20 protein-coding genes are annotated in these 21,689 nt (G+C 66.5%); 9 read left to right on the top strand and 11 right to left on the bottom strand.

The window, feature by feature from the left end:
* Positions 1-114 precede the first annotated feature (114 nt).
* Positions 115-2,088, bottom strand: coding sequence for a choline BCCT transporter BetT (locus tag ASD87_RS12295; RefSeq protein ID WP_056321672.1), 1,974 nt, complete (start codon positions 2,086-2,088; stop codon positions 115-117).
* 149 nt (positions 2,089-2,237) lie between these two features.
* Positions 2,238-2,861, bottom strand: a complete 624-nt coding sequence (locus ASD87_RS12290) for a TetR/AcrR family transcriptional regulator (RefSeq protein ID WP_056321670.1) — start codon at positions 2,859-2,861, stop codon at positions 2,238-2,240.
* 131 nt (positions 2,862-2,992) lie between these two features.
* Between ASD87_RS12290 and ASD87_RS12285 the strand changes: the two genes are divergently transcribed.
* From ASD87_RS12285 to ASD87_RS12275, 3 genes are read left to right on the top strand one after another with little or no spacing between them, the layout of a single operon-like run.
* Positions 2,993-4,186 (top strand): efflux RND transporter periplasmic adaptor subunit, encoded by a 1,194-nt coding sequence (locus tag ASD87_RS12285; protein ID WP_082586267.1) that lies wholly within the window; start codon positions 2,993-2,995, stop codon positions 4,184-4,186.
* On the top strand, positions 4,183-7,368 hold the full coding sequence (locus ASD87_RS12280; protein WP_056321667.1) for an efflux RND transporter permease subunit: 3,186 nt from the start codon (positions 4,183-4,185) through the stop codon (positions 7,366-7,368). Before ASD87_RS12285 ends, ASD87_RS12280 begins: the two co-directional genes overlap by 4 nt.
* Positions 7,369-7,370: 2 nt before the next feature.
* Positions 7,371-8,831: an efflux transporter outer membrane subunit gene (locus tag ASD87_RS12275; RefSeq protein ID WP_056321665.1), complete on the top strand. Its 1,461-nt coding sequence runs from the start codon at positions 7,371-7,373 to the stop codon at positions 8,829-8,831.
* Between the two features lie 47 nt (positions 8,832-8,878).
* Here ASD87_RS12275 and ASD87_RS12270 read toward each other — a convergent pair whose 3' ends face one another.
* The 3 genes from ASD87_RS12270 to ytfE form a co-directional block, all read right to left on the bottom strand.
* Positions 8,879-9,796 carry a DUF808 domain-containing protein gene (locus ASD87_RS12270; RefSeq protein ID WP_056321661.1) on the bottom strand — a complete coding sequence of 306 codons (918 nt, stop codon included), beginning with the start codon at positions 9,794-9,796 and terminating at the stop codon, positions 8,879-8,881.
* A gap of 159 nt (positions 9,797-9,955) precedes the next feature.
* Positions 9,956-10,366, bottom strand: a complete 411-nt coding sequence (locus ASD87_RS12265) for a hemerythrin domain-containing protein (RefSeq protein WP_056321657.1) — start codon at positions 10,364-10,366, stop codon at positions 9,956-9,958.
* A gap of 63 nt (positions 10,367-10,429) precedes the next feature.
* A complete protein-coding gene (ytfE, locus tag ASD87_RS12260) occupies positions 10,430-11,101 on the bottom strand; it encodes an iron-sulfur cluster repair protein YtfE (RefSeq protein WP_056321654.1) in 672 nt (223 codons plus the stop codon).
* A gap of 151 nt (positions 11,102-11,252) precedes the next feature.
* Between ytfE and norR the strand changes: the two genes are divergently transcribed.
* Positions 11,253-12,782 (top strand): nitric oxide reductase transcriptional regulator NorR, encoded by a 1,530-nt coding sequence (gene norR / locus ASD87_RS12255; RefSeq protein ID WP_056321651.1) that lies wholly within the window; start codon positions 11,253-11,255, stop codon positions 12,780-12,782.
* A 25-nt stretch (positions 12,783-12,807) separates the two neighbouring features.
* Here norR and ASD87_RS12250 read toward each other — a convergent pair whose 3' ends face one another.
* Positions 12,808-13,065, bottom strand: coding sequence for a hypothetical protein (locus ASD87_RS12250; RefSeq protein ID WP_056321647.1), 258 nt, complete (start codon positions 13,063-13,065; stop codon positions 12,808-12,810).
* A gap of 41 nt (positions 13,066-13,106) precedes the next feature.
* Positions 13,107-13,310, bottom strand: a complete 204-nt coding sequence (locus tag ASD87_RS12245; protein ID WP_006223700.1) for a cold-shock protein — start codon at positions 13,308-13,310, stop codon at positions 13,107-13,109.
* Between the two features lie 358 nt (positions 13,311-13,668).
* Here ASD87_RS12245 and ASD87_RS12240 point away from each other — a divergent pair, with 358 nt between their 5' ends.
* Complete coding sequence (locus ASD87_RS12240) at positions 13,669-14,109, top strand: hypothetical protein (protein WP_056321644.1); 441 nt, start codon at positions 13,669-13,671, stop codon at positions 14,107-14,109.
* Between the two features lie 142 nt (positions 14,110-14,251).
* A complete protein-coding gene (locus ASD87_RS12235; RefSeq protein WP_056321642.1) occupies positions 14,252-14,851 on the top strand; it encodes a LysE family translocator in 600 nt (199 codons plus the stop codon).
* Positions 14,852-14,927: 76 nt separating this feature from the next.
* Here the strand turns inward: ASD87_RS12235 and ASD87_RS12230 are convergent, their stop codons facing one another.
* Together ASD87_RS12230 and ASD87_RS12225 are read right to left on the bottom strand one after the other, a co-directional pair.
* Positions 14,928-15,281 (bottom strand): hypothetical protein, encoded by a 354-nt coding sequence (locus ASD87_RS12230; RefSeq protein ID WP_056321641.1) that lies wholly within the window; start codon positions 15,279-15,281, stop codon positions 14,928-14,930.
* 77 nt (positions 15,282-15,358) lie between these two features.
* Entirely contained in the window at positions 15,359-16,261 is a 903-nt protein-coding gene (locus tag ASD87_RS12225; RefSeq protein ID WP_056321638.1) for a LysR family transcriptional regulator, read from the bottom strand.
* A gap of 101 nt (positions 16,262-16,362) precedes the next feature.
* Here ASD87_RS12225 and ASD87_RS12220 point away from each other — a divergent pair, with 101 nt between their 5' ends.
* Both ASD87_RS12220 and ASD87_RS12215 read left to right on the top strand, forming a co-directional pair.
* Entirely contained in the window at positions 16,363-17,694 is a 1,332-nt protein-coding gene (locus tag ASD87_RS12220; protein WP_056321636.1) for an arylsulfatase, read from the top strand.
* A gap of 41 nt (positions 17,695-17,735) precedes the next feature.
* Complete coding sequence (locus ASD87_RS12215; protein WP_056321632.1) at positions 17,736-18,704, top strand: tripartite tricarboxylate transporter substrate binding protein; 969 nt, start codon at positions 17,736-17,738, stop codon at positions 18,702-18,704.
* Positions 18,705-18,731: 27 nt separating this feature from the next.
* Here ASD87_RS12215 and ASD87_RS12210 read toward each other — a convergent pair whose 3' ends face one another.
* Complete coding sequence (locus ASD87_RS12210) at positions 18,732-19,472, bottom strand: SDR family oxidoreductase (RefSeq protein ID WP_056321629.1); 741 nt, start codon at positions 19,470-19,472, stop codon at positions 18,732-18,734.
* Between the two features lie 40 nt (positions 19,473-19,512).
* Positions 19,513-20,853: a CitMHS family transporter gene (locus ASD87_RS12205; protein ID WP_056321627.1), complete on the bottom strand. Its 1,341-nt coding sequence runs from the start codon at positions 20,851-20,853 to the stop codon at positions 19,513-19,515.
* A 119-nt stretch (positions 20,854-20,972) separates the two neighbouring features.
* On the opposite strand from ASD87_RS12205, the gene ASD87_RS12200 reads away from it, so the two are divergent.
* Positions 20,973-21,677: a response regulator transcription factor gene (locus ASD87_RS12200; protein WP_056321624.1), complete on the top strand. Its 705-nt coding sequence runs from the start codon at positions 20,973-20,975 to the stop codon at positions 21,675-21,677.
* Positions 21,678-21,689 lie beyond the last annotated feature (12 nt).

Raw genomic sequence — 21,689 nt, 5'->3', positions numbered from 1 at the left:
ATTTCGTCAAAGCAGCGAAAGCAATGAAGGGGATAGCGCCGGCCTATGGGTCAAAAAAAAGCCACGCGGACAGCGTGGCTTGGGAATATGAGCAGGCGCCTGCCGGCGCGCCGACTAACCGCGAACCATGTGCAGGTAGTGGCGGTGCCGCTCGTATTGGTCGAGGATGTCGCCGATGACGGCGTCGCGGCTCCAGCCCATGATGTCGTAGTCCTGCCCGCCCTCGCGCAGGTGGACTTCGGCGCGGAAGTACTTGCGCTCGTCTTCGTCGGCGGCCTCGTCGGGCGTCAGGCTGGGGCGCACGAAGGCCTGGGGCTGCACGGCGTAGGAAAAGTCCAGGTGTTCGCCATGCGAGACCTCGAGGATTGCGCCGCCCTCGTTCTCGTCTTCGCGCACCTGCACGGCATAGCCTTGCTTGCGCAATTCGTCGGCCACGTCTTCCAGCGCGGGCCGCACCACGTCCGCGATGAAGCGCAGCACATGGGCGCGGCGCGGCATCATGACCATGTTGCGCAGACGCCGCTCCCAGGATTGGCCGCCGCGCGCCGGCCGCGACAGCGTCAGGGATTGATAGCGGATGCCGCGCTTGGTGGCGTCCAGCTTGAGCGCCTTGAACAAACCCCAGAGCGACAGCAGCAGGATGATCGAGAACGGCAGCGCGCTGGCGATGGTGGCCGTCTGCAAGGCGGTCAGGCCATCGGCCAGCAGCAGCGCGATGGCCACCGCGCCCATGGACAGCGACCAGAAGATCCGCTGCCATACCGGCGTGCGGTCCGCGCCGCCCGAGGCCAGCAGATCCACCACCAGCGCCCCGGAGTCGGCGGAGGTGACGAAGAACACGGCCACCATCGCAATGGCGAACACCGAGATCACGCTGCTCCAGGGCAATAACTCAAGGAATGCGAACAGGGCGAGCGAACTGTCCGCATCCACGGCCTTCGCCAACCCCTGATCGCCGCCAACCAGGATGTAATAGATAGCCGTGTCGCCGAACACCGTCATCCAGAACAGCGTGAACCCGGCCGGCACCAGCAGCACGCCGCAGACGAATTCACGAATGGTGCGGCCCCGCGAAATGCGGGCGATGAACAAGCCCACGAAAGGCGACCAGGCGATCCACCAACCCCAGTAGAACAACGTCCAGCCGCCCAGCCAGTCGGTCGGCTCGTAGGCGTACAGGTTGAAGGTCTTGTTGACGATGTCGGACAGATAGGCGCCGGTGTTCTGCACGAACGTCTGGAAAAGGAACACGGTGGGGCCAACGGTCAGCACGAACAACAGCAGGACCACGGCCAGCACCATGTTGGCTTCCGACAGGAAGCGGATGCCCTTGTCCAGCCCGCTGGCCACCGACAACGTGGCCAGTCCGCAGGTGATGACGATCAGCACGATCTGGGGCACGACGCCAACCGGAATGCCGAACAGATGGTTCAGGCCGCTGTTCATCTGCGCAACGCCCAGGCCCAGCGACGTGGCCACCCCCAGCACGGTGCCGATGATGGCGAAGATGTCGACCGCGTGGCCGATCGGACCATGGATGCGATTGCCGATCAGCGGATACAGCGCCGAGCGCAGGGTCAGCGGCAGGCCGTGGCGGAAGCTGAAGAACGCCAGCGTGAGCGCCACCGCCGCGTAGATCGCCCAGGCGTGCAGTCCCCAATGAAAGAAGGTGATCTTCATGGACTCGCGCGCGGCCTCGACGGTGCCGCCCTCGCCCACGGGCGGCGACACGAAGTGCATGACGGGTTCGGCCACGCCGAAGAACATCAGCCCGATGCCCATGCCGGCGGAAAACAGCATGGCGAACCAGGTGAAGTTGCGGTAATCGGGCTCGCTATGGTCCGGACCCAGCTTGATGTCGCCGTACCGGCTGATCGCCAGGAACGCGACCGAGATCAGGATGATGGCGACGACCAGGATGTAGAACCAGCTTGCATTGCCGATGATCCAGGCCTGCATCGATTCGAAGAGGGTCTGCGCTGCCTTGGGCGCAATGATGGCAAAGGCCACCAGCAGCAACGTAAAGACGGCCGCGGAATAGAAGACGGGCCGATGGATGGTCGTGCTTGGTCGGGGTTCCGAAGTCATGGATGCACTCCTTGTGCCCGAGGGTGATGGAACATGGCGTTGGCCCCCTCAGCACGACCGGTGCGCCGCCGGTATTACTATCACGGGCGCACCCAAGCTGACAATCACCTGAGTTTGAAATCGGACCGTTCAGCGACGGTCCCGCGGCCTCAGTCCGGCTTGGCGTCGCCGAACACCACACGGCGAAAGAACCCGGCCAGCACGGCCTCGGTCATCTCGGGCGTGACGGCCTGGGGATCGAACGCAACGCTGAACTGCATGCCGTCGGACAGGGCCAGCAGACCCACCGCAAGCTGCTCGGCCGGCAGCGGCAGCGGCGTGCCGAACTGGGCCGAGAACTGGCGGATGTATTCGGTGGTGGCCGCGCGCAACTCGCGCAGACAGGCGACAAAGCCCACGCGGAAGTCCGGATCGCGCGCCGCCTGCAGCTTGCCCTCCATCCACAGCAGAAAGCAGTCGTTTTCGCGAAAGTGCTTGCTGTAGTAGTCGAGCACGCGCGCTTCCATCTGCGACCGGCTCTCGCCGGCTTCGAAAATGGCGCGCATGTCGGCCATGACGTTTTCGTGGTCGCGCTTGAGCAGTTGCAGGAACAGCTCGGACTTGCTGCTGAAATTGGAATAGAACGCGCCGCGCGTGTAGCCCGCCTGCTCGGCAATGTCTTCGACGCTGGCGGCCACGAAACCCTTCGACAGAAAAATCGACTGCGCGGCGTCAAGCAGGCGCTGGCGCGTCTGATCTCGGCTTTGCTCTCGGGTCAGGCGGACTTTGGACATGGCGCGAGTTTAGCACCGGCGCGCATTTCAGATTCAACTTTGTATTCAGATACAAGACTGTATTAGAATTCAGTCCGTATCGAGTCTGACTCGTCCCTTTCCTGCCCCATTTCCGCGCAGCGAGGTGTTTCGTGAATTGTTTTGGCCCGGGCGCGCATCCCATCGCGCGCCATGCCGTTGCTGCTGCAGCACGGATCGTTCCCGCCGTTTCGCCCCGCCGCGGCACGCGCCTGTTGGCCCTGTCCGCTGTCATCGCAATGGCCGCCGCCGTGGCCGGCTGCGGCCGTGACGAAGCGCCCGCCCCCGCGCCGCGCCCCGTCGTCGCCATGCCCGCGCAGGCGGACGAAGCCCTGCCGGCCTGGACGCTTCCCGGTGAGGTGCAGGCGCGCTACAGCACGCCGCTGTCGTTCCGCGTGGGCGGCAAGATCGTGGAACGCAAGGTGCGGCTAGGCGACACCGTGTCCCCCGGCCAGGTCCTGGCCAAGCTGGACCCGGCCGACGCCACCAAGAATGCCGCCGCCGCGCGCGCGGCGCTGTCGGCGGCCCAGCACCAGCTGGACTACGCCCGCAAGCAACTGGATCGCGATCGCGCCCAGGCGCGCGAGAACCTGATCGCCGCCACCCAGCTCGAGCAGACCCGTAATGCCTATGCCTCGGCCCTTGCGCAGCGGGACCAGGCCGCGCAGGAGGCGGCGCTGGCGGCCGACCAGCTCAACTACACGACGCTGCACGCCGATCACGCGGGCGTCATCACCGCCGAACAGGCGGACACGGGACAGAACGTCGCCGCCGGCACCCCCGTCTATCAGTTGGCCTGGGCGGGCGACATCGACGCGCTGTGCGACGTGCCCGAAAGCGTGCTGGCGGGCCTGGAAATCGGCCAGCGCGCCACCGTCACGCTGGGGCCCTTGCCCGGCCAGACGTTCACGGCCGTGCTGCGCGAGATCGCGCCGGCCGCCGATCCGCAAAGCCGCACCTACCGCGCCAAGCTCACATTGGAATCGCCCTCGCCCGAGGTCCGGCTGGGCATGACGGCCAACATCAGTTTCGATAACCGCCAGGCCAACGGACGGACCACCTATACCGTGCCGGCCACGGCCCTGTTCCATGACGGCCGCGAGCCGGCGGTGTGGATCGTCAAACCCGAGGCCGACACGCTGGAACTGCGCCGCGTGCAGGTGCTGCGCTACGACGCGCGCACCGTCACGCTGTCGCAAGGGTTGGCGGCGGGCGAGCGCGTGGTGTGGCAAGGCGTGCACACCGTGTCGGCCGGCGAAAAGGTACGCCCGGTGCCGCCGCTGCATCCCGAGGATTTCGCGTCATGAGCGCCCCCGGCCAGGACCCCGGCCAGCAGGCTGACCAAGACGCCCATCGCCACGAGGAAGGCCGGTTCAACCTGTCGGCCTGGGCGCTGCGGCATCAGCCGCTGGTGATCTTCATCATCACGCTCGTCACGCTGTTCGGCGTGCTGTCGTACTCGCGGCTGGCGCAGTCCGAAGACCCGCCCTTCACCTTCCGCGTCATGGTCATCCAGACCCTGTGGCCGGGTGCCACGGCGCAGCAGGTCCAGGAGCAGGTCACCGACCGCATCGCCAAGAAACTCCAGGAGACCGCCAACACCGACTTCCTGCGCAGCTACTCGCGGCCCGGCGAATCCCTGATCTTCTACACGATGAAGGATTCGGCGCCGGCCAGCACCGTGGCCGACCAGTGGTATCAGGTGCGCAAGAAGGTGGGCGACATGCGGGCCACGCTGCCGCAAGGCGTGCAGGGTCCGTTCTTCAATGACGAGTTCGGCGACGTCTACACCAACATCTACACGCTGCAAGGCGACGGCTTTTCGCCCGCGCAGTTGCGCGACTATGCCGACAAGCTGCGCACCGTGCTTTTGCGCGTGCCGGGCGTGGCCAAGGTGGACTATTTCGGGGATCAGCCCGAACACATCTACCTCGAGATCCCGAACACGCAGCTCACCCGGCTGGGCGTGTCGCCGCAGGAGATCGCCGAGGCGATCAACAGCCAGAACGCCGTGCAGGGCGCGGGCACGCTGACCACGGCGGACGACCGCATCTTCGTGCGGCCCACGGGCCAGTTCCCGAACAGCCGCGCCCTGGCGGACACCCTGATCCGCGTGAACGGCAAGTCCGTCCGGCTGGGCGACATCGCCACCCTGCACCGCGGCTACGACGATCCCCCGGCGCAGCAGGTGCGGTTCCAGGGCGAAACCGTGCTGGGCATCGGGATCACCATGCAGCCGGGCCACGACGTGGTGCGCCTGGGCAAATCGCTGGACGCCAAATTCAAGGAACTGCAGGCCGAGCTGCCCGCAGGCCTCGCGCTGACGGAAGTGTCCAGCATGCCGACGGCTGTGTCGGAGTCGGTCGACGAATTCCTGCGCTCCGTGGCCGAAGCCGTGGCGATCGTGCTGGCCGTGAGCCTGGTGTCGCTGGGGTTGCGCACGGGCATGGTGGTGGTGATCTCCATCCCTGTGGTGCTGGCCATCACGGCGCTGTTCATGGAGATGTTCGGCATCGGCCTGCACAAGGTGTCGCTGGGCACGCTGGTGCTGGCGCTGGGCCTTCTGGTGGACGACGCCATCATCGCGGTCGAAATGATGGCGGTGAAGCTGGAACAGGGCTGGAACCGGACGCGCGCCGCCGCGTTCGCCTACACCAGCACCGCCTTTCCCATGCTGACCGGCACCCTGGTCACCGTGGCGGGATTTCTGCCCATCGCGCTGGCCAAGTCCAGCACCGGCGAATACACGCGCTCGATCTTCCAGGTGTCGGCCATTGCGCTCATCACCTCGTGGTTTGCGGCCGTGGTGCTGATTCCACTGCTGGGCTACCGCCTCCTGCCCGAGCGCAAGCGCGAAGCGCATCTGCCGCACGACCACGAGCACGACATCTACAACACCCGCTTCTACCAGCGCCTGCGCGGCTGGGTGGCGTGGTGCGTGGACCGGCGTTATCTGGTGTTGGCCGGCACCGTGCTGGTGTTTGCCGTGGCGATGGCGGGCTTCAGGTTCGTGCCGCAGCAGTTCTTTCCCAGCTCCGACCGCAGCGAACTGCTGGTGGACGTGCGTTTGCAGGAAGGCGCGTCCTTTGCCGCGACGCTGCGCCAGGTCGAGCGTCTGGAAAAGGCGCTGGAAGGCCGGCCCGAGATCGCGCATTCGGTCAGCTTCGTGGGTACCGGCGCGCCGCGCTTCTACCTGCCGCTGGACCAGCAGCTTGCCACGCCCAACTTCGCCCAGCTCGTCATCACCACGCATTCGGTGGAAGACCGCGAAAAGCTCGCTCAGTGGATGGCGCCGATGCTGCGCAGCGACTTCCCCGCGATCCGCAGCCGCCTGTCGCGCCTTGAGAACGGGCCGCCGGTCGGCTACCAGGTGCAGTTCCGCGTCAGTGGCGACAAGATCCCCGAGGTGCGGGCGGTGGCCGAAAAGGTGGCGGCCGAGGTGCGCGCCGACAAGCGCTCGGCCAACGTGCAGTTCGACTGGGACGAGCCTTCGGAAAGATCGGTGCGCTTCGAGGTCAACCAGCAGAAGGCGCGCGAACTGGGCATCACTTCCAGCGACATCTCCAGCTTCCTGGCGATGACGCTCTCGGGCTACACCGTGACGCAGTACCGCGAGCGTGACAAGCTCATCAACGTCACCCTGCGCGCCCCGCGCGAAGAACGGGTCGACCCGGCCCGCCTTGCCACGCTGTCCATGCCCACGGCAAACGGCCCCGTGCCGCTGGGCAGTATCGGCCAGGTCCGCTACGACCTTGAGTACGGCGTCATCTGGGAGCGCGACCGCCAGCCCACCATCACTGTCCAGGCCGACGTGACGGGCGATGCGCAAGGCATCGACGTCACGCACGCCATCGACAGGAAGCTGGACGCCCTGCGCGCCGAGCTGCCCGTGGGCTTTCGCATCGAAGTCGGCGGACCCGTGGAGGAAAGCGCCAAGGGCCAGACGTCCATCAACGCGCAGATGCCCCTGATGGCGGTGGCTGTACTGACGCTGCTGATGGTGCAGTTGCAAAGTTTTTCCCGCGTGCTGATGGTGGTGCTGACCGCGCCGCTGGGACTGATCGGCGTCGTGGCCGCCCTGCTGCTGTTTGGCAAGCCTTTCGGCTTTGTCGCGATGCTGGGCGTGATCGCCATGTTCGGCATCATCATGCGCAACTCGGTCATCCTGGTGGACCAGATCGAGCAGGACATCCGCGCGGGCCACAAGCGCGTGGATGCCATTGTCGGCGCCACGGTGCGGCGTTTCCGGCCGATTACGCTGACCGCTGCCGCCGCCGTGCTGGCGCTGATTCCGCTGCTGCGCAGCAACTTCTTCGGCCCGATGGCGACAGCCCTGATGGGCGGCATCACCATCGCCACGGTGCTGACGCTGTTCTTCCTGCCCGCCCTGTATGCGGCGTGGTTCCGCGTGAAGCACGATGAACGCGACGAGCCGGAAGGCGTGCCGCCCGGCGCCAACGCGGGCGACACGGTGGAACGAGGAGCCTGACCATGCGCATCCCCTTCACTTTCCAACGCGCTCGGTTTGCGGCGCTGCCGCTGATGCTGGCACTGGGCGGCTGCGCCTTCGCGCCGGACAGCAAGCCGCCTGCCATGGCGCAACCCGCGCAATATGGCGTCGAGGCCGCGCCCCCCGCGGGCGCCACCGCGCAGGGCGTGGCGCAACGCTTCGAGCGCGGCGCGCACCCCGTGCCGCAGTGGTGGAAGCGCTACGGCTCCGAGGCGCTGAACGCACTCGTCGAGGAAGGCCTGGCCAACAGCCCGGACCTGGCCGCCGCCGAACGCAACCTGGCCGGCGCGCGCGAGCAATTGCGCGGGCAGGTCAATTCCTCGTTGCTGCCTTCGGTGGACGCGGGCGCCAGCGCCACGCGCAACCGCGCGCTGACGATGCCCGAACTGCCCGAACCCACGGCGCTCTTTAACGTCTTCACGGGACAGGTGCAGGCCAGCTACAACCTGGACCTCTTTGGCGCGGCGCGCTTCGCCAACACCTCGCTGGCGGCGCAGGTCGCGCAGCAGGCCTATCAGCTTGAAGCTGCCCGGCGCTCGCTCGCGGCCAACATCGTCACCGGTGCGATCACCTCGGCCGCGCTGGCCGAACGCGTGGCGCTGACGGAAAAGCAGGCGGTGCTGCTGCGGCAGGTGGCGCATGACACGCAACGCCGCTATGAATACGGCTCTGCCTCGCAGAACGATGCGCTGGCCGCCGACCAGGACGCCGCCACGCTGGAGGCGTCCTTGCCCGGCCTGCGCGCGCAGTGGCATGCCACGCGTCACGCGCTGGCCGTGCTGCTGGGCCGCAGTCCGGACCAGGCGCCCCCCGACCTGGCCTTCGACACGCTCGCCGTGCCCGAGGCGGTGCCCGTGGTGGTCCCATCGGAACTGCTGGCCTCGCGGCCGGACATCCGGGTCGCCGAGGCGGCGCTTGAGGCCGCCGCGGCCGACGTGGGCCTGGCCACCGCGCAGATGTTTCCCAGCCTGTCGCTGTCGGCGTCCATGGGCAAGGGCGGGTTCTCATGGGGCGACGCCTTGTCAGGGGGCGGTTCGATCTGGGCCATTGGCGCATCGCTGACGCAGCCGATCTTCCATGGCGGGCAATTGCTGGCCGAACGCAGCGCCGCGAAAGAACGGTACGAGGCCGCCGTCCTGCAATACAAGCAGACCGTGCTGACCGCGTTTCGTGATGTGGCCGACACGCTCTCGCGCCTGGATGCGGGCGGACAGGCGCTGGCATCGGCGGAAGCCTCGCGGCGCGCGGCCGAACAGTCCTATCGGAACACGGCCAGCCGGGTCAAGTTGGGCGCGCTGGCGCCTTACACCCAATACGCCGCCGAGCAGCATTACGTCGCTGCGCGCCTGCGCGAACTGGAATACGCCAACAGCCGCATGACGGAAACGGCGGCGCTGTTCCAGGCAATGGGGTCGCCGGTCGCCGCCGCACCGCAAAGGTAGCGATCCCGCGCGCCGGTCTTCGTGGCGCGCCGGGGCCGGCTGGCGCATCAGCCTTTCTTGAACAGGCGCTTGACCAGACTCACCGCGCCCAGCACGACCGCGCCGGCGACGATGCCGAACAGGGCATTGAGCAACGTGGACACCAGCGCGTGCACGACGCCGCCCCCGCCCACCGCGGCGGCGGCGTGTTCGATGGCCGCATACACGGGCGGGATGCCGTGGGTCAGGATGGCGCCGCCGACCATGAACATCGCAGCCGTGCCCACCACGGACAGGGTCTTCATCAGGTAAGGCGCGGCGGCCACGATCCGCTCGCCCAGCCAGGCCACCGCGCGCGACGATTTCTGGCTCAGGTGCAAGCCCAGGTCATCGAGCTTGACGATGCCCGCGACCAGGCCGTAGACGCCCACCGTCATCGCAATGGCAATAATGGACAGCACCGCGACCTGGCGCGTGAAGTCGGCGCCCGCCACCGCGCCCAGGCTGATGACGATGATTTCCGCAGACAGGATGAAGTCGGTGCGCACCGCGCCTTTGATCTTGGCTTTTTCAAACGCCACCATGTCGACCGACTGATTCTGCAGCGCCTCGGCGCGCGCGGCGTGATGTCCCTCGGGCGATTCGCCATGCGACAGGAACTTGTGCGCCAGCTTCTCGACGCCTTCGTAGCAAAGAAACGCGCCGCCCAGCATCAGGAGCGGCGTGATCGCCCAGGGCGCGAACGCGCTGATGAGCAGCGCCGCGGGCACCAGGATCAGCTTGTTGACGAAAGAGCCCTTGGCCACCGCCCAGACCACGGGCAACTCGCGGTTGACGGGCACGCCGCTGACCTGCTGGGCGTTGAGCGCCAGGTCGTCGCCGAGCACGCCCGCCGTCTTCTTGGCGGCCACCTTCGTCATGACGGAAACGTCATCCAGGATGGTGGCGATATCGTCGAACAACGCGAAAAAGCTGCTTCCGGCCATCAAGATCCCCAGGCGCCTAGTAAGGTGCTCCGAGTGTACAGGCGGCGGCCGGCGGATTCATGCAACCGAGCTGTCGGTTTTCATTCCGTTTGTGTCCGGATCGGGGCGGGTTGCGCGCCGTGCGCACCGCCGCGTCAGAAGCGTCTGGCGGGTCTGGCGCTACATCGCCTCGATGCGGGGATAGAGATCGCGGTTTTCGCGCTGCATGCGCTCGTGCACACGGCGCAGCACGGTGTTGGCGTCGTCGCGAAAACCCCGCTCGTCCAGTTCCAGGCTGCGGGCATTGTTCCAGCGCTTGGCAAAGCCTTCATAGGCGGCGGCGATGGCGTCCATCTCTTCCTGGAATTCGCGTCCCTTTCGCGCCAGGTCGGCGTCCGCGCTGCGCGCCACTGCGGGATACAGCGCGCGGTCCTCGACCGCCAGATGCAGTTTGATGGTGGCGCTCATGGCGACGATGCCCCGGGCGATCTCGGCCGCGTTGCGCGCCACGCCGGCCAGGGCCAGCTTGCGCAGCGACGCGATGCCTTCCAGGATATCCACGTGCTGCTGCTTGAATTTGTCGATGTTCATACGGACCTTCCCTGATGATGCCGCGGGGCCGGCAGGCCCCGCCCTTCCTTGCCGCGCGCGCCGTCAGGCCGGCGCGCGTGCGCCTGCGTTTTCGAAGAGGATGTTGTTTTCCAGGTGGATGTGCGCCATCAGGTCTTCCTTGAACTGGCGAATGCCCAGGTAAAGCGCGCGCCAGGTATTGCAGGCCGCACGCGGCAAGGTCACGTTGTTGGTCAGCGCCATCAGGCGTTCGAGCGCCACGCCGTGGTCGTCGTGTTCCGTGCGCATGACCATGATCGGCATGGTGGCCATGGCGCCGTGGCCGCGCGCCAGCATCGGGAACAGCACCTGTTCCTCTTTCTGCATGTGGCTTTCCAGTTCCTGCTGCATGGCGCGCAGGTGGTCGGCCAGGCCCGCCGGGCAGTCCGGGCTGTCGGCGTGGACCTGTTCCACCTTCAAGGCCAGGCGGATGAGCTCGGGCAATTGCTGACGGTGGACTTCGTGATAACGCGCCAAAATGTGATCGACCAGCTCGGCCGGCGAAGCGAGCCCCCAGTCCGTTTCCTGCGAGGGGTTCTGCGCCAGGGCGACCAGGCGCGCCTCGATCTGCGCGGGATCCAGCGAACGCTGGGCTGCCGCCTCGGCCAGGCTCTTCTTGCCGCCACAGCAGAAGTCCAGTTCGAATTCGTGAAACACCTGCGTGGCGCCGGGAATGCTGCGGGCCAACTGGCCCAGGGATTGCTCAACCATGCTCATCGCGTCTCTCCATAGATCATGACGGTGCTTCTCTACTTGCGAAATCCGTGCCAGGAAAAACTTGCGATTTATCAATCACCTGCGTTTTAAAGGGTAGATATCACCCTTATGCGGTAGGGTTTTATTCACCTTGCAACGGTAGAATTCACCCATGCAAAATCTCCTGCTTGCCGACCTGGTCGCCGACCTGCCACCCGCCATTCGTCTACAGCGTCTGGTCTCCAGCCTTCGAACGCATTTCCGCTGCGGCGCCGTCGCGCTGCTGCAGCTCGAAGAAGATCACCTGCGTCCCATCGCGGTGGACGGCCTGACGCAGGACGCCCTGGGCCGCCGCTTCGCCGTGCAGCAGCATCCGCGGCTGGCGGCCATCCTGGCGCGGCGCGGCGTCACCTGCTTTCACCACGACAGCACCCTGCCCGATCCCTACGACGGACTCATCAACGGCATGGCCGGCGAACCGCTGCCCGTGCACGACTGCATGGGCACCAGCCTGCACATCGAGGGCAAGACCTGGGGTGTGCTGACGCTGGACGCGCTGGAGGTCGGCACGTTCGACATGGAGGCGCAGGCCGATCTGCGCGACTACATCGTGCTGCTCGAAGCCGCGCTGCGCACCACCCGCCTGGAAGCCGAGATCCGCGCCCTGCGCGTGGCTCGCGGGCAGGCGCCGGCGGACAGCGCCGCACCCGCCGCCAGCGAGATCCTGGGCCAGAGCGAGTCCATTGCCCGCCTGCTGCACGAGATCGAAGTCGTGGCCGATTCGGAATTGCCGATTCTGCTGCTGGGCGAAACCGGCGTGGGCAAGGAATTGTTTGCGCGCCGGGTGCACGGGCTGTCGCGCCGCCGCGACCGGCCGCTGGTGCACGTGAACTGCGCCGCGCTGCCCGAGTCCCTGGCCGAAAGCGAATTGTTCGGCCACGCGAAGGGCGCGTTTTCCGGCGCGGTGGCCGACCGGCCCGGCCGCTTTGAAGCCGCCAACGGCGGCACGCTGTTCCTGGATGAAGTCGGCGAACTGCCGCTGCTGGTGCAGGCCAAGCTGCTGCGCACCCTGCAGAACGGCGAGATCCAGCGCCTGGGCGACGACCGTCCGCGGACGGTTGACGTGCGCATCGTGGCGGCCACCAACCGCAGCCTGCGCGACCTGGTGCGCGCGGGCGATTTCCGCGCCGACCTCTACCACCGCCTGTCGGTCTATCCGATTCCCATCCCGCCCCTGCGCGACCGCGGCAACGACATCCTGCTGCTGGCCGGCCGCTACCTGGAACTGAACCGCGCGCGACTTGGGCTGCGCAGCCTGCGGCTGTCGCCGGAGGCCGAGGAAATGATGCGCCGCTACCGCTGGCCCGGCAACGTGCGCGAACTTGAACACGTCATCAGCCGGGCGGCCATCAAGGCGGTCAGCCACGGCGCCAGCCGCAACGAAATCGTCACGCTGGGCGCCAAGCTGCTGGACCTGTCCGACGGCGACATGCCCGGCGCGCTGGAAGACGACGCGGATGACACACCTGTTCCGGATGCGCCGGCACAGTCGCTACGCGACGCGGTGGACGCCTGTCAGCGGCAGGTCATCCGCCGGGCGCTGGACACCCACGACGGCAATTGGGCCGTCGCCGCGCGCGCGCTGGATGTTGACCCCAGCAACCTGCACAAGCTGGCGCGGCGGCTGGGGTTAAAGGGCTGAAGCGTGGCGCCGTGTTGGGCGCAAATCAAGCAATCCGGGCGTGCGAATCGACCACCAGACGACCGTGGGTGATTGCGGCGTCGACCGCCATTCCGGGCGTGGCAACAAACCCGCCGGCAACGAAAAGCGGCACGGCATGGGGCTCGCCAAGCCGGTCCTGATCGCCCGCCAGCTCCACTGCCACGGTGGCGGTGAAGGCCGGCCGATGCGCGTTCCCGACGGAAACCCGGGAGACGCTGGCGGTAAGCCGATAGCCCTTGTAGACCATATTGTTCTGATACATGGGACCTCCAATGTTTGGCGGCAGGCCTTGCGGCCCGCCACTCACAGCGCGCGGATCTGCGTCGCGTGAGGGCCCTTGGCGCCTTGCGCGGTCACATAGCTGACCCGCTGGTTTTCCAGGAGCACTTTGTGTCCGTCGCTGACGATCTCCGAGAAGTGCGCAAACAAATCCTTGCCGCCGTTCTCGGGCATGATGAAGCCAAATCCCTTGGCATCGTTGAACCACTTCACAATTCCGGTTTCCATTGACGCTTTCCTTTAAATGCGGACAGGCCGCGTAGCGAGGCCTGTCAAGGAAAGGATCGCGAACAATGAGGCGCCCCGCAAAGGGTGCAAGACCGGACGAAAATCACGATGCTCGAAAAGCTTCTGAACCACTATGGGTGCCGGGCCGGGGGAAGTCAACGCGCTTTGTGCTTATTGCGTAACCAATCAACTCAATCCACGGGACGGCCGCGAAAAGCGCGTATGCTGGCCGCGTGGTGCTTGAAACGCGCGTTGCCTCGCCGTATCGCCATGAGGAGCAAGCCGTGATCAACCATCGCCAGAACGTCCCGCCTATCCCCCGCCCAGGCCTATTCACCGCGTTGACCGCTGGCGCCACGTGAGCCTGATCGGCAGGTCCATCGCCCGATTCGCCAAAGCGTGCGTGAAGCGCCTTCCCCCAGCGCCGGCCCCGTCCCGGGGCCCTGCCGCATCGGGACGCGATCCGCATCCGCGCCACGCCGCGATTTCATCGCCCTGGCGGATCTACCGCATCTATGCACGCCCCGGCCATCTGCTGTTGCGCAACGAACAAGGCCAAATCCTGGATCTGGGCGTGATGAAAGGCGCCGAACCCAATCTCCGATACCGGCTCTTTGCCCGGGACCTGCAAGGCAGGGGGTTCGCCACGCGCACGCAATTGCTTGACGACATCGCGCGGCGCATCGAGGCCGGGGAAGTCAGCCAGGAACTGCAGGTCCTGCCCGCATGGGACAGGCCGCTGGGCGCAGATCTGGACCGGGGCACGCACACGGATGTGTCGATGAAATTCGCACGCTAGCCGGACATGCTCGCCAGTCCGCTGATGCAGGACGACGTGACGGGGTTCGACGCGCCCTCGCGCTGGCGCGTGAAAGACAATTGCATGCGGTAACAGGGCCGTGCTACAAGACGGCCCTTCCCCGTCATCCCCCACCCGAATCATGTTCACAGCCTCGACCGCCAGCCCATTTGTCGCGGGCGTCGCCGTCATTCTCGCCATGCCGGGCCCGACCAATACGCTGCTTGCCGCCGCCGGCCTGCGCCAGGGCTTTCGCCAGTCCGCGCCGCTGACGCTGGCCGAGCTTGCGGGCTACCTGATTTCAATCACGGTGTGGGGCCGCTTTCTCGGTGAAGCGGCGCAGGTGCTGCCCTGGTTGCCGGGCGTGGTCCGGGCCACCAGCAGCCTGTACATCGCCTGGCTCGCGTGGCGCATGTGGCGCGCGGCCAGCGCCGTGCCTTGCGCGGCCCAGCAAGTGATCGGCATGCGCACGCTGTTCGTTGCCACGTTGCTCAACCCGAAGGGCATTCTGTTCGCCAGCGCCATCTTCCCCGCGCTGGCCTTCCAGCACTTGGCGGCGTATCTGACGGCGATGGGCGTCTTTGCGCTGTTGCTGGTGCCCATCGGCCTGGCCTGGGTGCTGTTTGGCGCGATGCTGGGCGGCGAACGGATGAAGTGGATCGATCCGGCAAAAATGCAGCGCGGCGCGTCGATCGTGCTGGGCGTGTTTTCCGCGACACTGGCCTGGTCGGTGTTTCGCTGAGCACATGTCGCACCGGCCTGAAAACCCATAGGATCCCTCGGGCGCGGCGGACCGAGCCCGTCCGCGGCAGCGGACGTCAGCCCTTGGGCATCTCGCGCTTCAAGCAGGCATTGACCACCTCGGTCACGCTCTTGCTCAGCCTTTCGCTGTCCGGCGTTGCGCTTTTGGTCGCCAGCAGCTGGTCCAGCTGCTTGAATTCCTCGTACGGCACGGATTTCTGCAAGCCGTCGACCATGCAATTGCAATAACTGGCGGCCTTCGCGTCGACTTCCGGCGAGGCCTGGACCCGGGATTTGAAACCGGCCACGCACGAGCTGTAGGTCTCGCGCTGGACCTCGGGCGGATAGGCTTCTTTCTTGCCGCACGCGGCAAGCGCCGCCAGCGACAGCAACCCCACGCCCGCCGCAACCCGCAATGACGTTCCAGCCATGTGCCCCGCTCCTGATGAATTGAAAGCGGACCATTGTGGCATAGCCGAAACCCGCCATTGCGCCCCGGTCGCCGCGCTTAGCCCATGCACGCTGCGCAATCCAGGATGGCGCGCCGGAACTCGTGCATCAACGGCGACCAGGCGGTCCCCTGCCGCGAAATCAGCGCAATGGCGCGCGGCAACGGCCGGCCCAGCGTCACCGGCAGCGCGACGACGTCCGCCTCAACTTCCAGCGCGCTTTGCGGCAGCAGCGCCAGCAGATCCGTCTGCGCCAGCAACTCCAGCGTACCCTTGGAAAAGTGCTCGACTTCCAGCGCCGCGGCGGGCAACGGCAGGTTGCTTTCCGCGTACCGCGAATCCAGGGCCTTGCGGGCAATCGAGGAAGGCTTGGGAAGAATCCACCGCAGGTCCGCCAGATCGCGCAACGCCAACTTGCGGCGCGCTGCCAGCGGATGGTGGCGGCTGGCCGCCACGCAAAGGCGGTCTTCCATGATCGGTTCATGGTGCAGGGTCGAAGGCACGTCCGCATAGATGGGCGTCACAGCCAGGTCCAGCTTGCCGCTGGCGACCTGCTCGTTCAGGTCATCGGATAATCCCTGCGTCAATTGCACCCGCAGCGCCGGCCGGCGCGGCAGCAGGTGCCGCATCGCGGGCATCGCCACGCTGTCGATGGTGGCGCCCGTCACCCCGACGCGCAGCAATCCCGCCTGCCCCACGCGCAATTCCGCCGCGTGACGCATGGCGTCCAGGTATTCGGCCCAGAGCCGCTTGGCATGTTCCAGGAACACCAGTCCGGCCGACGTCAGGCGCAGCCCACGGCCACTGCGGTCCAGCAACGCAAGACCCGTATCCGCTTCCAGCCGCTGCAGCGACTTCGACAGCGCCGGCTGGCTGACGCCAAACGACGCCGCGGCGCGTTCCAGGTTGCCGTACTCGACGGCGGCCAGGAAGTACTCGATATCCCGCAGCGACAGGTTCATAACCAAAGTTCATTCATTTACGTACTTTTGGGAATATAACGGCCACCCTGCCCTCCTAGAATCCTGGGACCAACCCGAGCATTCACCGAGGCGAGAGCACAATGGAACACAAGCCGAACATCGTCTTGATCGTGGCCGACAACCTGGGATGGGGCGAACTTGGCTGCTACGGCGGCGGCGCCCTGCGCGGCGCACCCACCCCGAACATCGACCGCCTGGCCGCCGAGGGCCTGCTGCTGCAGAACTTCAACGTGGAAAGCGACTGCGTGCCCACGCGCTCGGCGCTGATGAGCGGCCGTCACCCCATCCGCACGGGCTGCCTGCAATCCGTGCCGCCCGGCCTGCCGCAAGGACTTACGCGCGACGAGATCACGCTGGCGCAACAACTGTCGGGCCAGGGCTACGCCACCGCGCATTTCGGCAAATGGCATCTGGGCGACATCCCCGGCCGCTATCCCAGCGACCGCGGCTTTGACGAGTGGTACGGCATTCCGCGCACCACCGACGAAAGCCAGTTCACGTCGTCGATCGGCTTCGATCCCTCGGTGGCGGACATTCCGCACATCATGCAAGGCGAAGCCGGCGGGCCGTCGGAGAACGTCAAGGTCTACGATCTGGATACGCGGCGCGGCATCGACGCCGAACTGGTGGACCGGTCCATCGGTTTCATGCGCAAGCACGCCGAGGCGGCGCGCCCGTTCTTCCTGTATCTGCCGCTGGTGCATCTGCACTTTCCCACCCTGCCGCACCCCGACTTTGCCGGGCGCACGGGCGCGGGCGACTTTGCGGACTCGATGGTCGAAATGGACCATCGCGTCGGCCAGATCGTGCAGGCCGTGGACGCGCTGAACCTGCGCGAGGACACCGTGTTCATCTTCTGCAGCGACAACGGTCCTGAATACCGCAAGCCGTACCGCGGCACCGCGGGCCCCTGGAGCGGCACCTACCATACCGCCATGGAAGGCAGCCTGCGCGTGCCCTTCATCATCCGCTGGCCCGGCCGCGTGCAGCCGGGCCAGGTGTCCAACGAGATGGTCCACGTGACCGATCTGTACACCACGCTGTCCCGCATCGGCGGCGCCGGCATTCCGCAGGACCGGCCCATCGACGGCATCGACCAGACCGACTTCTTTACCGGCGCCAGCCCGAAATCCCTGCGCGAAGGATTCCTGTTCTACATCAAGGGCGACCTGCGCGCCGTGAAATGGCGCGACTGGAAGCTGCACTTCTACTGGGAGCCCGAGGTCAACGAGGGCAAGGGCAAACTGGAATCCCCATATCTGTTCAATCTGATCCAGGACCCCAAGGAGGAAAGCGACATTCTCATCTTCAATACGTGGGTGCTCGGCCCCATCCTGAAAATGGTGCAGGCGTTCAACCAGTCGTGCGCCGAACATCCGAACACACCGCCCGGCAAGCGGGATCCCGGCTGAGCGCAAGACGAATCACCGATAGCAGAAATCAAGGGGAAAACATGAAATTCGCTATCCAAGGCTGCGCGATGCTGCTGAGCATCGCCCTGCCCGCCGCGGCCGCCACGGCGGCCGACAGTAATTCTCAATGGCCGGCCAAACAGATCACGTGGGTGGTGGGCTTCGTGCCCGGCGGCACAGCGGACGTGCTGACCCGCATCGCGGCGCAGGAGCTGGCGCGCCAGACCGGCCTGAACGTCATCGTGGAGAACCGTCCCGGCGCCTCGGGGGCGATCGCGCTTCAGCTGGTTGCGCGCAGCAAGGCCGCCGACGGCTATCTGATCACCGTGCCGGGCCCGCTCATCTACCCGACGCCGCAACCCGACATCGGCCGCGAGCTGGCCCCCGTGATGCTGATGGCGCAAGGCCCCATGGTCATCGTCGGCCCCGCCCGCAACGCCAAGAACAGCCTGCAGGACGTGCTGGCCGATGCCCGGCGCCAGCCCGAAGCCTGGAGCTATGGCAGCTCGGGCAACGGCACCTCGCAGAACCTGGCGGGCGAATTGCTGAATCAATACGCCGGCACCCGCATCGTGCATGTGCCGTACAAGGGCGGCGGCCAGGCGGTGGCGGACGTTGCCGGTGGACAGATTCCGCTGGCCATCCTGGGCTCCGCGCCGGTCATGCCGCAGATCAAGTCCGGCGCACTAAAGGCTTACGCCGTGACGACGCCCTATCGCCTGGACAGCCTGCCCGACGTGCCCACGGTGGAGGAATCGGGCTTCAAGGGCTACGCCGCGACGCAATGGTTTTCAGTGGCGGCCAGCAATGCCATCACGAGCGAACAGCTAGAACCCATCAACGCAGCACTGCGCGCCGCGGTCGCCACGCCCACGTTCAAGGCGGCGGTCGACAACGCCGGCATGCTGGCCGGCGGCGGCTCGCGGGAAGACCTGCTGAAGTTCATCCAGGCGGACAACGCGAAGTGGAAGGCCCTGATCGACAGCGGCGCGGTGAAACTGGCGAACTGAGGGGCTGGCGAACTGAGGGGCTGGGCATCAGCTCATGTACACGCCGCCGTTGATGGCGTAGTTGGCGCCGGTGACGAACGCCGCCTCGTCCGAGGCCAGCCACGCGCACAGCCCGGCCAGATCCTGCGCGGTGCCCAGCCTGCCGACCGGCACGCTTTCGACGATGCGGTCCAGCAGCGCGGGCGGGAAGGCGCGGACGGTGTCGTCGGCGATGAAACCCGGCGACACCAGATTCACCGTCACGCCGCGCGCCGCGACTTCCTGCGCGAGCGAACGGGTGAAACCGATGACGGCGCCCTTGGCGGTCGCGTAGTTGATCTGGCCGATCTGGCCTTTTTCGGCCGCCACGGATCCGATGTTGATGATCCGCCCCCAGCCTCGGTCCGCCATGCTGTCGACGACCTGCTTGGTGCTGTTAAAGAGCGTGTCCAGATTGCTGCGCAGGACGGCCGACCAGTCGGCGTGGCCCATCTGCCGAAAGCGCATGTCCAGCATGGACCCGGCGTTGTTGACCAGCACGTCGATCTCGCCGACCTCGCGGCGGACCTTGGCGAACGCGGCCTCGGTCGAGGCCCAGTCGGTGGCGTCGCCTTCCGAGGCGATGAAGTCGTAACCCAGCGACTTCTGTTCCTTCAGCCAGTGGTCCTTGCGGGATGAGCGCGGACCGCAGCCGGCCACCACGCGATGGCCGGCGCGGTGCAGCGCCTGGCAGATCGCGGTGCCGGTATGGCCCATGCCGCTGGTGACGTAGGCAATGCGCAAAGCCATGGTGCTTCCTTTGAATGTCGTGCGGCAGGCGCCGCGGGAATCAGGCGGCGGCGCCGACCAGCGGAAACAGGCCGAACGCCAGCGCGGCCGCCAGCATCACCAGGCAGACCATCGTGGCCCACTTCAGCGAATAGCGCTGGTGATCGCCGAATTCCACCCCGGCCAGGCCGACGAGCAGGTAGGTCGACGGCACGAGCGGGCTGAGCAGGTGGACGGGCTGGCCGATCAGCGAGGCGCGCGCCATTTCCACGGGCGAGATGCCGTAGCCCTGCGCCGCTTCGCTCAGGATGGGCAGCACGCCGAAGTAGAAGGCATCGTTGGACATGAAGAACGTGAACGGCAGGCTGACCAGCGCGGTAATGCCCGCCAGGTATGGTCCCAGCGCGTCGGGAATCACGGCGAGCAGGCTGCGCGACATGGCTTCGACCATGCCGGTGCCCGACAGGATGCCGGTGAAGATGCCCGCCGCGAAGATCAGCGACACCACCGACAGCACGTTGCCGGCATGCTGCGCCACCCGGCGGCGCTGCTCGGCCAGGTTCGGGTAGTTGATGATGAGCGCAACCGCGAACGCAATCATGAACAGCACGGGCAGCGGCAGCACGCCCAGCACCAGGCTCACCATCAGCGCCAGCGTCAGGCCCGCGTTTACCCACAGCAGCTTCGGACGGCGCAGGTCGTGATCCACTTCGATCTCGGGCAGGTTCTTGGGGCCGTCCTCGTCGTAACCGGCGTGCAGGGACGCGCCATCGGGCAGCGACAGCACACCGAGGCGGCGGCGCTCGCGCAGGCCCAGGAAGAACGCCAGGATCAGGATCGCCACGATCGCCACGCCCATCACCGGCACCAGCGGCACGAAGATGTCGCCCGCGTCCACATGCAGGGCGCTGGCCGCCCGCGCGGTCGGGCCGCCCCACGGCGTCAGGTTCATGACGCCGCTTGCCAGCATCGCCAGGCAGGTCATGGACAGCGCGTTCATCTTCAGGCGCCGGTACAGCGGCAGCATCGACGCCACCACGATCATGTAGGTGGTCGACCCGTCCCCGTCCAGGGAGATCACCAGCGCCAGCACGGTCGTGCCCACCACGATCTTGAGCGGATCGCCCTTCACCGCGCGCAGGATGCGGCCGACGATGGGGTCGAACAGGCCCGCGTCGATCATCACGCCGAAATACAGGATGGCGAACATCAGCATCACGCCGGTCGGCGCGATCTTGCGGATGCCGTCCAGCATCATCTTGTCGATGCCGCCACCAAAGCCGCCCAGCAGCGCAAAGATAATGGGGACAAGGATGAGGGCGACCAGCGGCGAAAGGCGCTTGGTCATGATCAGCGTCATGAACGTGATCACCATGCCGAAGCCAAGCAGGGTCAGAAGCATGAGGGTTATCTCCAGCTAGTCGTTGTTATGTGCTGCCTCCGGCTGGGGAAGCAGGATCGCAAGACTAGGAAGAAAAGCTGTCTGGAACCTGTCGTTTTTTGCTATGCGACAATCGCGCCATGCGCATTCTGGTAATCGAAGACGACGAGGATCTTTCCGACGCACTCGTGCGCCGGCTGCGCCGTCTTGGCCACGCGGTCGACAGCCAGAATGACGGCCTGAGCGCCGACGGCGTCCTGCAGTACGAGACCTTCGATCTTGTCATCCTGGACATCGGCCTGCCCCGCATGTCGGGCTTTGACATCCTGCACCGGCTGCGTGACCGCGGCAGCAAGACGCCCGTGCTTGCGCTGACCGCACGCATCGACATCGAGGACCGCGTCCATGCGCTGGATACCGGCGCGGACGACTACCTTGCCAAGCCTTTCGATTTCCGCGAACTGGAAGCCCGCTGCCGCGCGCTGCTGCGCCGTCCCAGTCCGCAGGCCACGGGCGTCCTGCGATTCGGCGACCTGGTCATCGACAGCGCCGCGCGGCAGGTGACGCTGGCGGGCCGGCGCATCGAGCTGCCCAAGCGCGAATTCAGCCTGCTGGAAATCCTGCTGGCCGGCATGAACCGCGCCGTCAGCAAATCGGAAATCGCGAACAAGCTGTTCGCCTTCGATGACGATGCGGCGCCCAACGCCATCGAGGTCTACATCGCGCGGCTGCGCCGCAAGCTGGAAGGCTCGCCGCTGCGCATCGAAACGCAGCGCGGCACCGGCTACCTGCTGACGGCCGCCGGCGGCGCGCAGGACGAGCCCCCTACCCCGCCGTCACCGTAGCGGTCCCGCGCC

It is taken from the genome of Achromobacter sp. Root170 (genome assembly GCF_001428165.1).
In the GTDB taxonomy this organism is placed as follows: Bacteria; Pseudomonadota; Gammaproteobacteria; order Burkholderiales; family Burkholderiaceae_B; genus Achromobacter; species Achromobacter mucicolens.
The sequence above is the reverse complement of the archived record's forward strand: the minus strand, read 5'-3'. Positions and strand labels throughout refer to the sequence as shown.

What these genes read in the sequence shown, in the direction of transcription:
- ASD87_RS12245 (WP_006223700.1), bottom strand. Translation starts at nt 13,310, where the DNA reads ATGGAAACCGGAATTGTGAAGTGGTTCAACGATGCCAAGGGATTTGGC.
- ASD87_RS12210 (WP_056321629.1), bottom strand. Translation starts at nt 19,472, where the DNA reads ATGGCTTTGCGCATTGCCTACGTCACCAGCGGCATGGGCCATACCGGC.
- ASD87_RS12280 (WP_056321667.1), top strand. Translation starts at nt 4,183, where the DNA reads ATGAGCGCCCCCGGCCAGGACCCCGGCCAGCAGGCTGACCAAGACGCC.
- ASD87_RS12265 (WP_056321657.1), bottom strand. Translation starts at nt 10,366, where the DNA reads ATGAACATCGACAAATTCAAGCAGCAGCACGTGGATATCCTGGAAGGC.
- ASD87_RS12235 (WP_056321642.1), top strand. Translation starts at nt 14,252, where the DNA reads ATGTTCACAGCCTCGACCGCCAGCCCATTTGTCGCGGGCGTCGCCGTC.
- norR (WP_056321651.1), top strand. Translation starts at nt 11,253, where the DNA reads ATGCAAAATCTCCTGCTTGCCGACCTGGTCGCCGACCTGCCACCCGCC.
- ASD87_RS12225 (WP_056321638.1), bottom strand. Translation starts at nt 16,261, where the DNA reads ATGAACCTGTCGCTGCGGGATATCGAGTACTTCCTGGCCGCCGTCGAG.
- ASD87_RS12275 (WP_056321665.1), top strand. Translation starts at nt 7,371, where the DNA reads ATGCGCATCCCCTTCACTTTCCAACGCGCTCGGTTTGCGGCGCTGCCG.
- ASD87_RS12270 (WP_056321661.1), bottom strand. Translation starts at nt 9,796, where the DNA reads ATGGCCGGAAGCAGCTTTTTCGCGTTGTTCGACGATATCGCCACCATC.
- ASD87_RS12200 (WP_056321624.1), top strand. Translation starts at nt 20,973, where the DNA reads ATGCGCATTCTGGTAATCGAAGACGACGAGGATCTTTCCGACGCACTC.
- ASD87_RS12220 (WP_056321636.1), top strand. Translation starts at nt 16,363, where the DNA reads ATGGAACACAAGCCGAACATCGTCTTGATCGTGGCCGACAACCTGGGA.
- ASD87_RS12205 (WP_056321627.1), bottom strand. Translation starts at nt 20,853, where the DNA reads ATGCTTCTGACCCTGCTTGGCTTCGGCATGGTGATCACGTTCATGACG.
- ASD87_RS12250 (WP_056321647.1), bottom strand. Translation starts at nt 13,065, where the DNA reads ATGTATCAGAACAATATGGTCTACAAGGGCTATCGGCTTACCGCCAGC.
- ASD87_RS12295 (WP_056321672.1), bottom strand. Translation starts at nt 2,088, where the DNA reads ATGACTTCGGAACCCCGACCAAGCACGACCATCCATCGGCCCGTCTTC.
- ytfE (WP_056321654.1), bottom strand. Translation starts at nt 11,101, where the DNA reads ATGAGCATGGTTGAGCAATCCCTGGGCCAGTTGGCCCGCAGCATTCCC.
- ASD87_RS12215 (WP_056321632.1), top strand. Translation starts at nt 17,736, where the DNA reads ATGAAATTCGCTATCCAAGGCTGCGCGATGCTGCTGAGCATCGCCCTG.
- ASD87_RS12230 (WP_056321641.1), bottom strand. Translation starts at nt 15,281, where the DNA reads ATGGCTGGAACGTCATTGCGGGTTGCGGCGGGCGTGGGGTTGCTGTCG.
- ASD87_RS12290 (WP_056321670.1), bottom strand. Translation starts at nt 2,861, where the DNA reads ATGTCCAAAGTCCGCCTGACCCGAGAGCAAAGCCGAGATCAGACGCGC.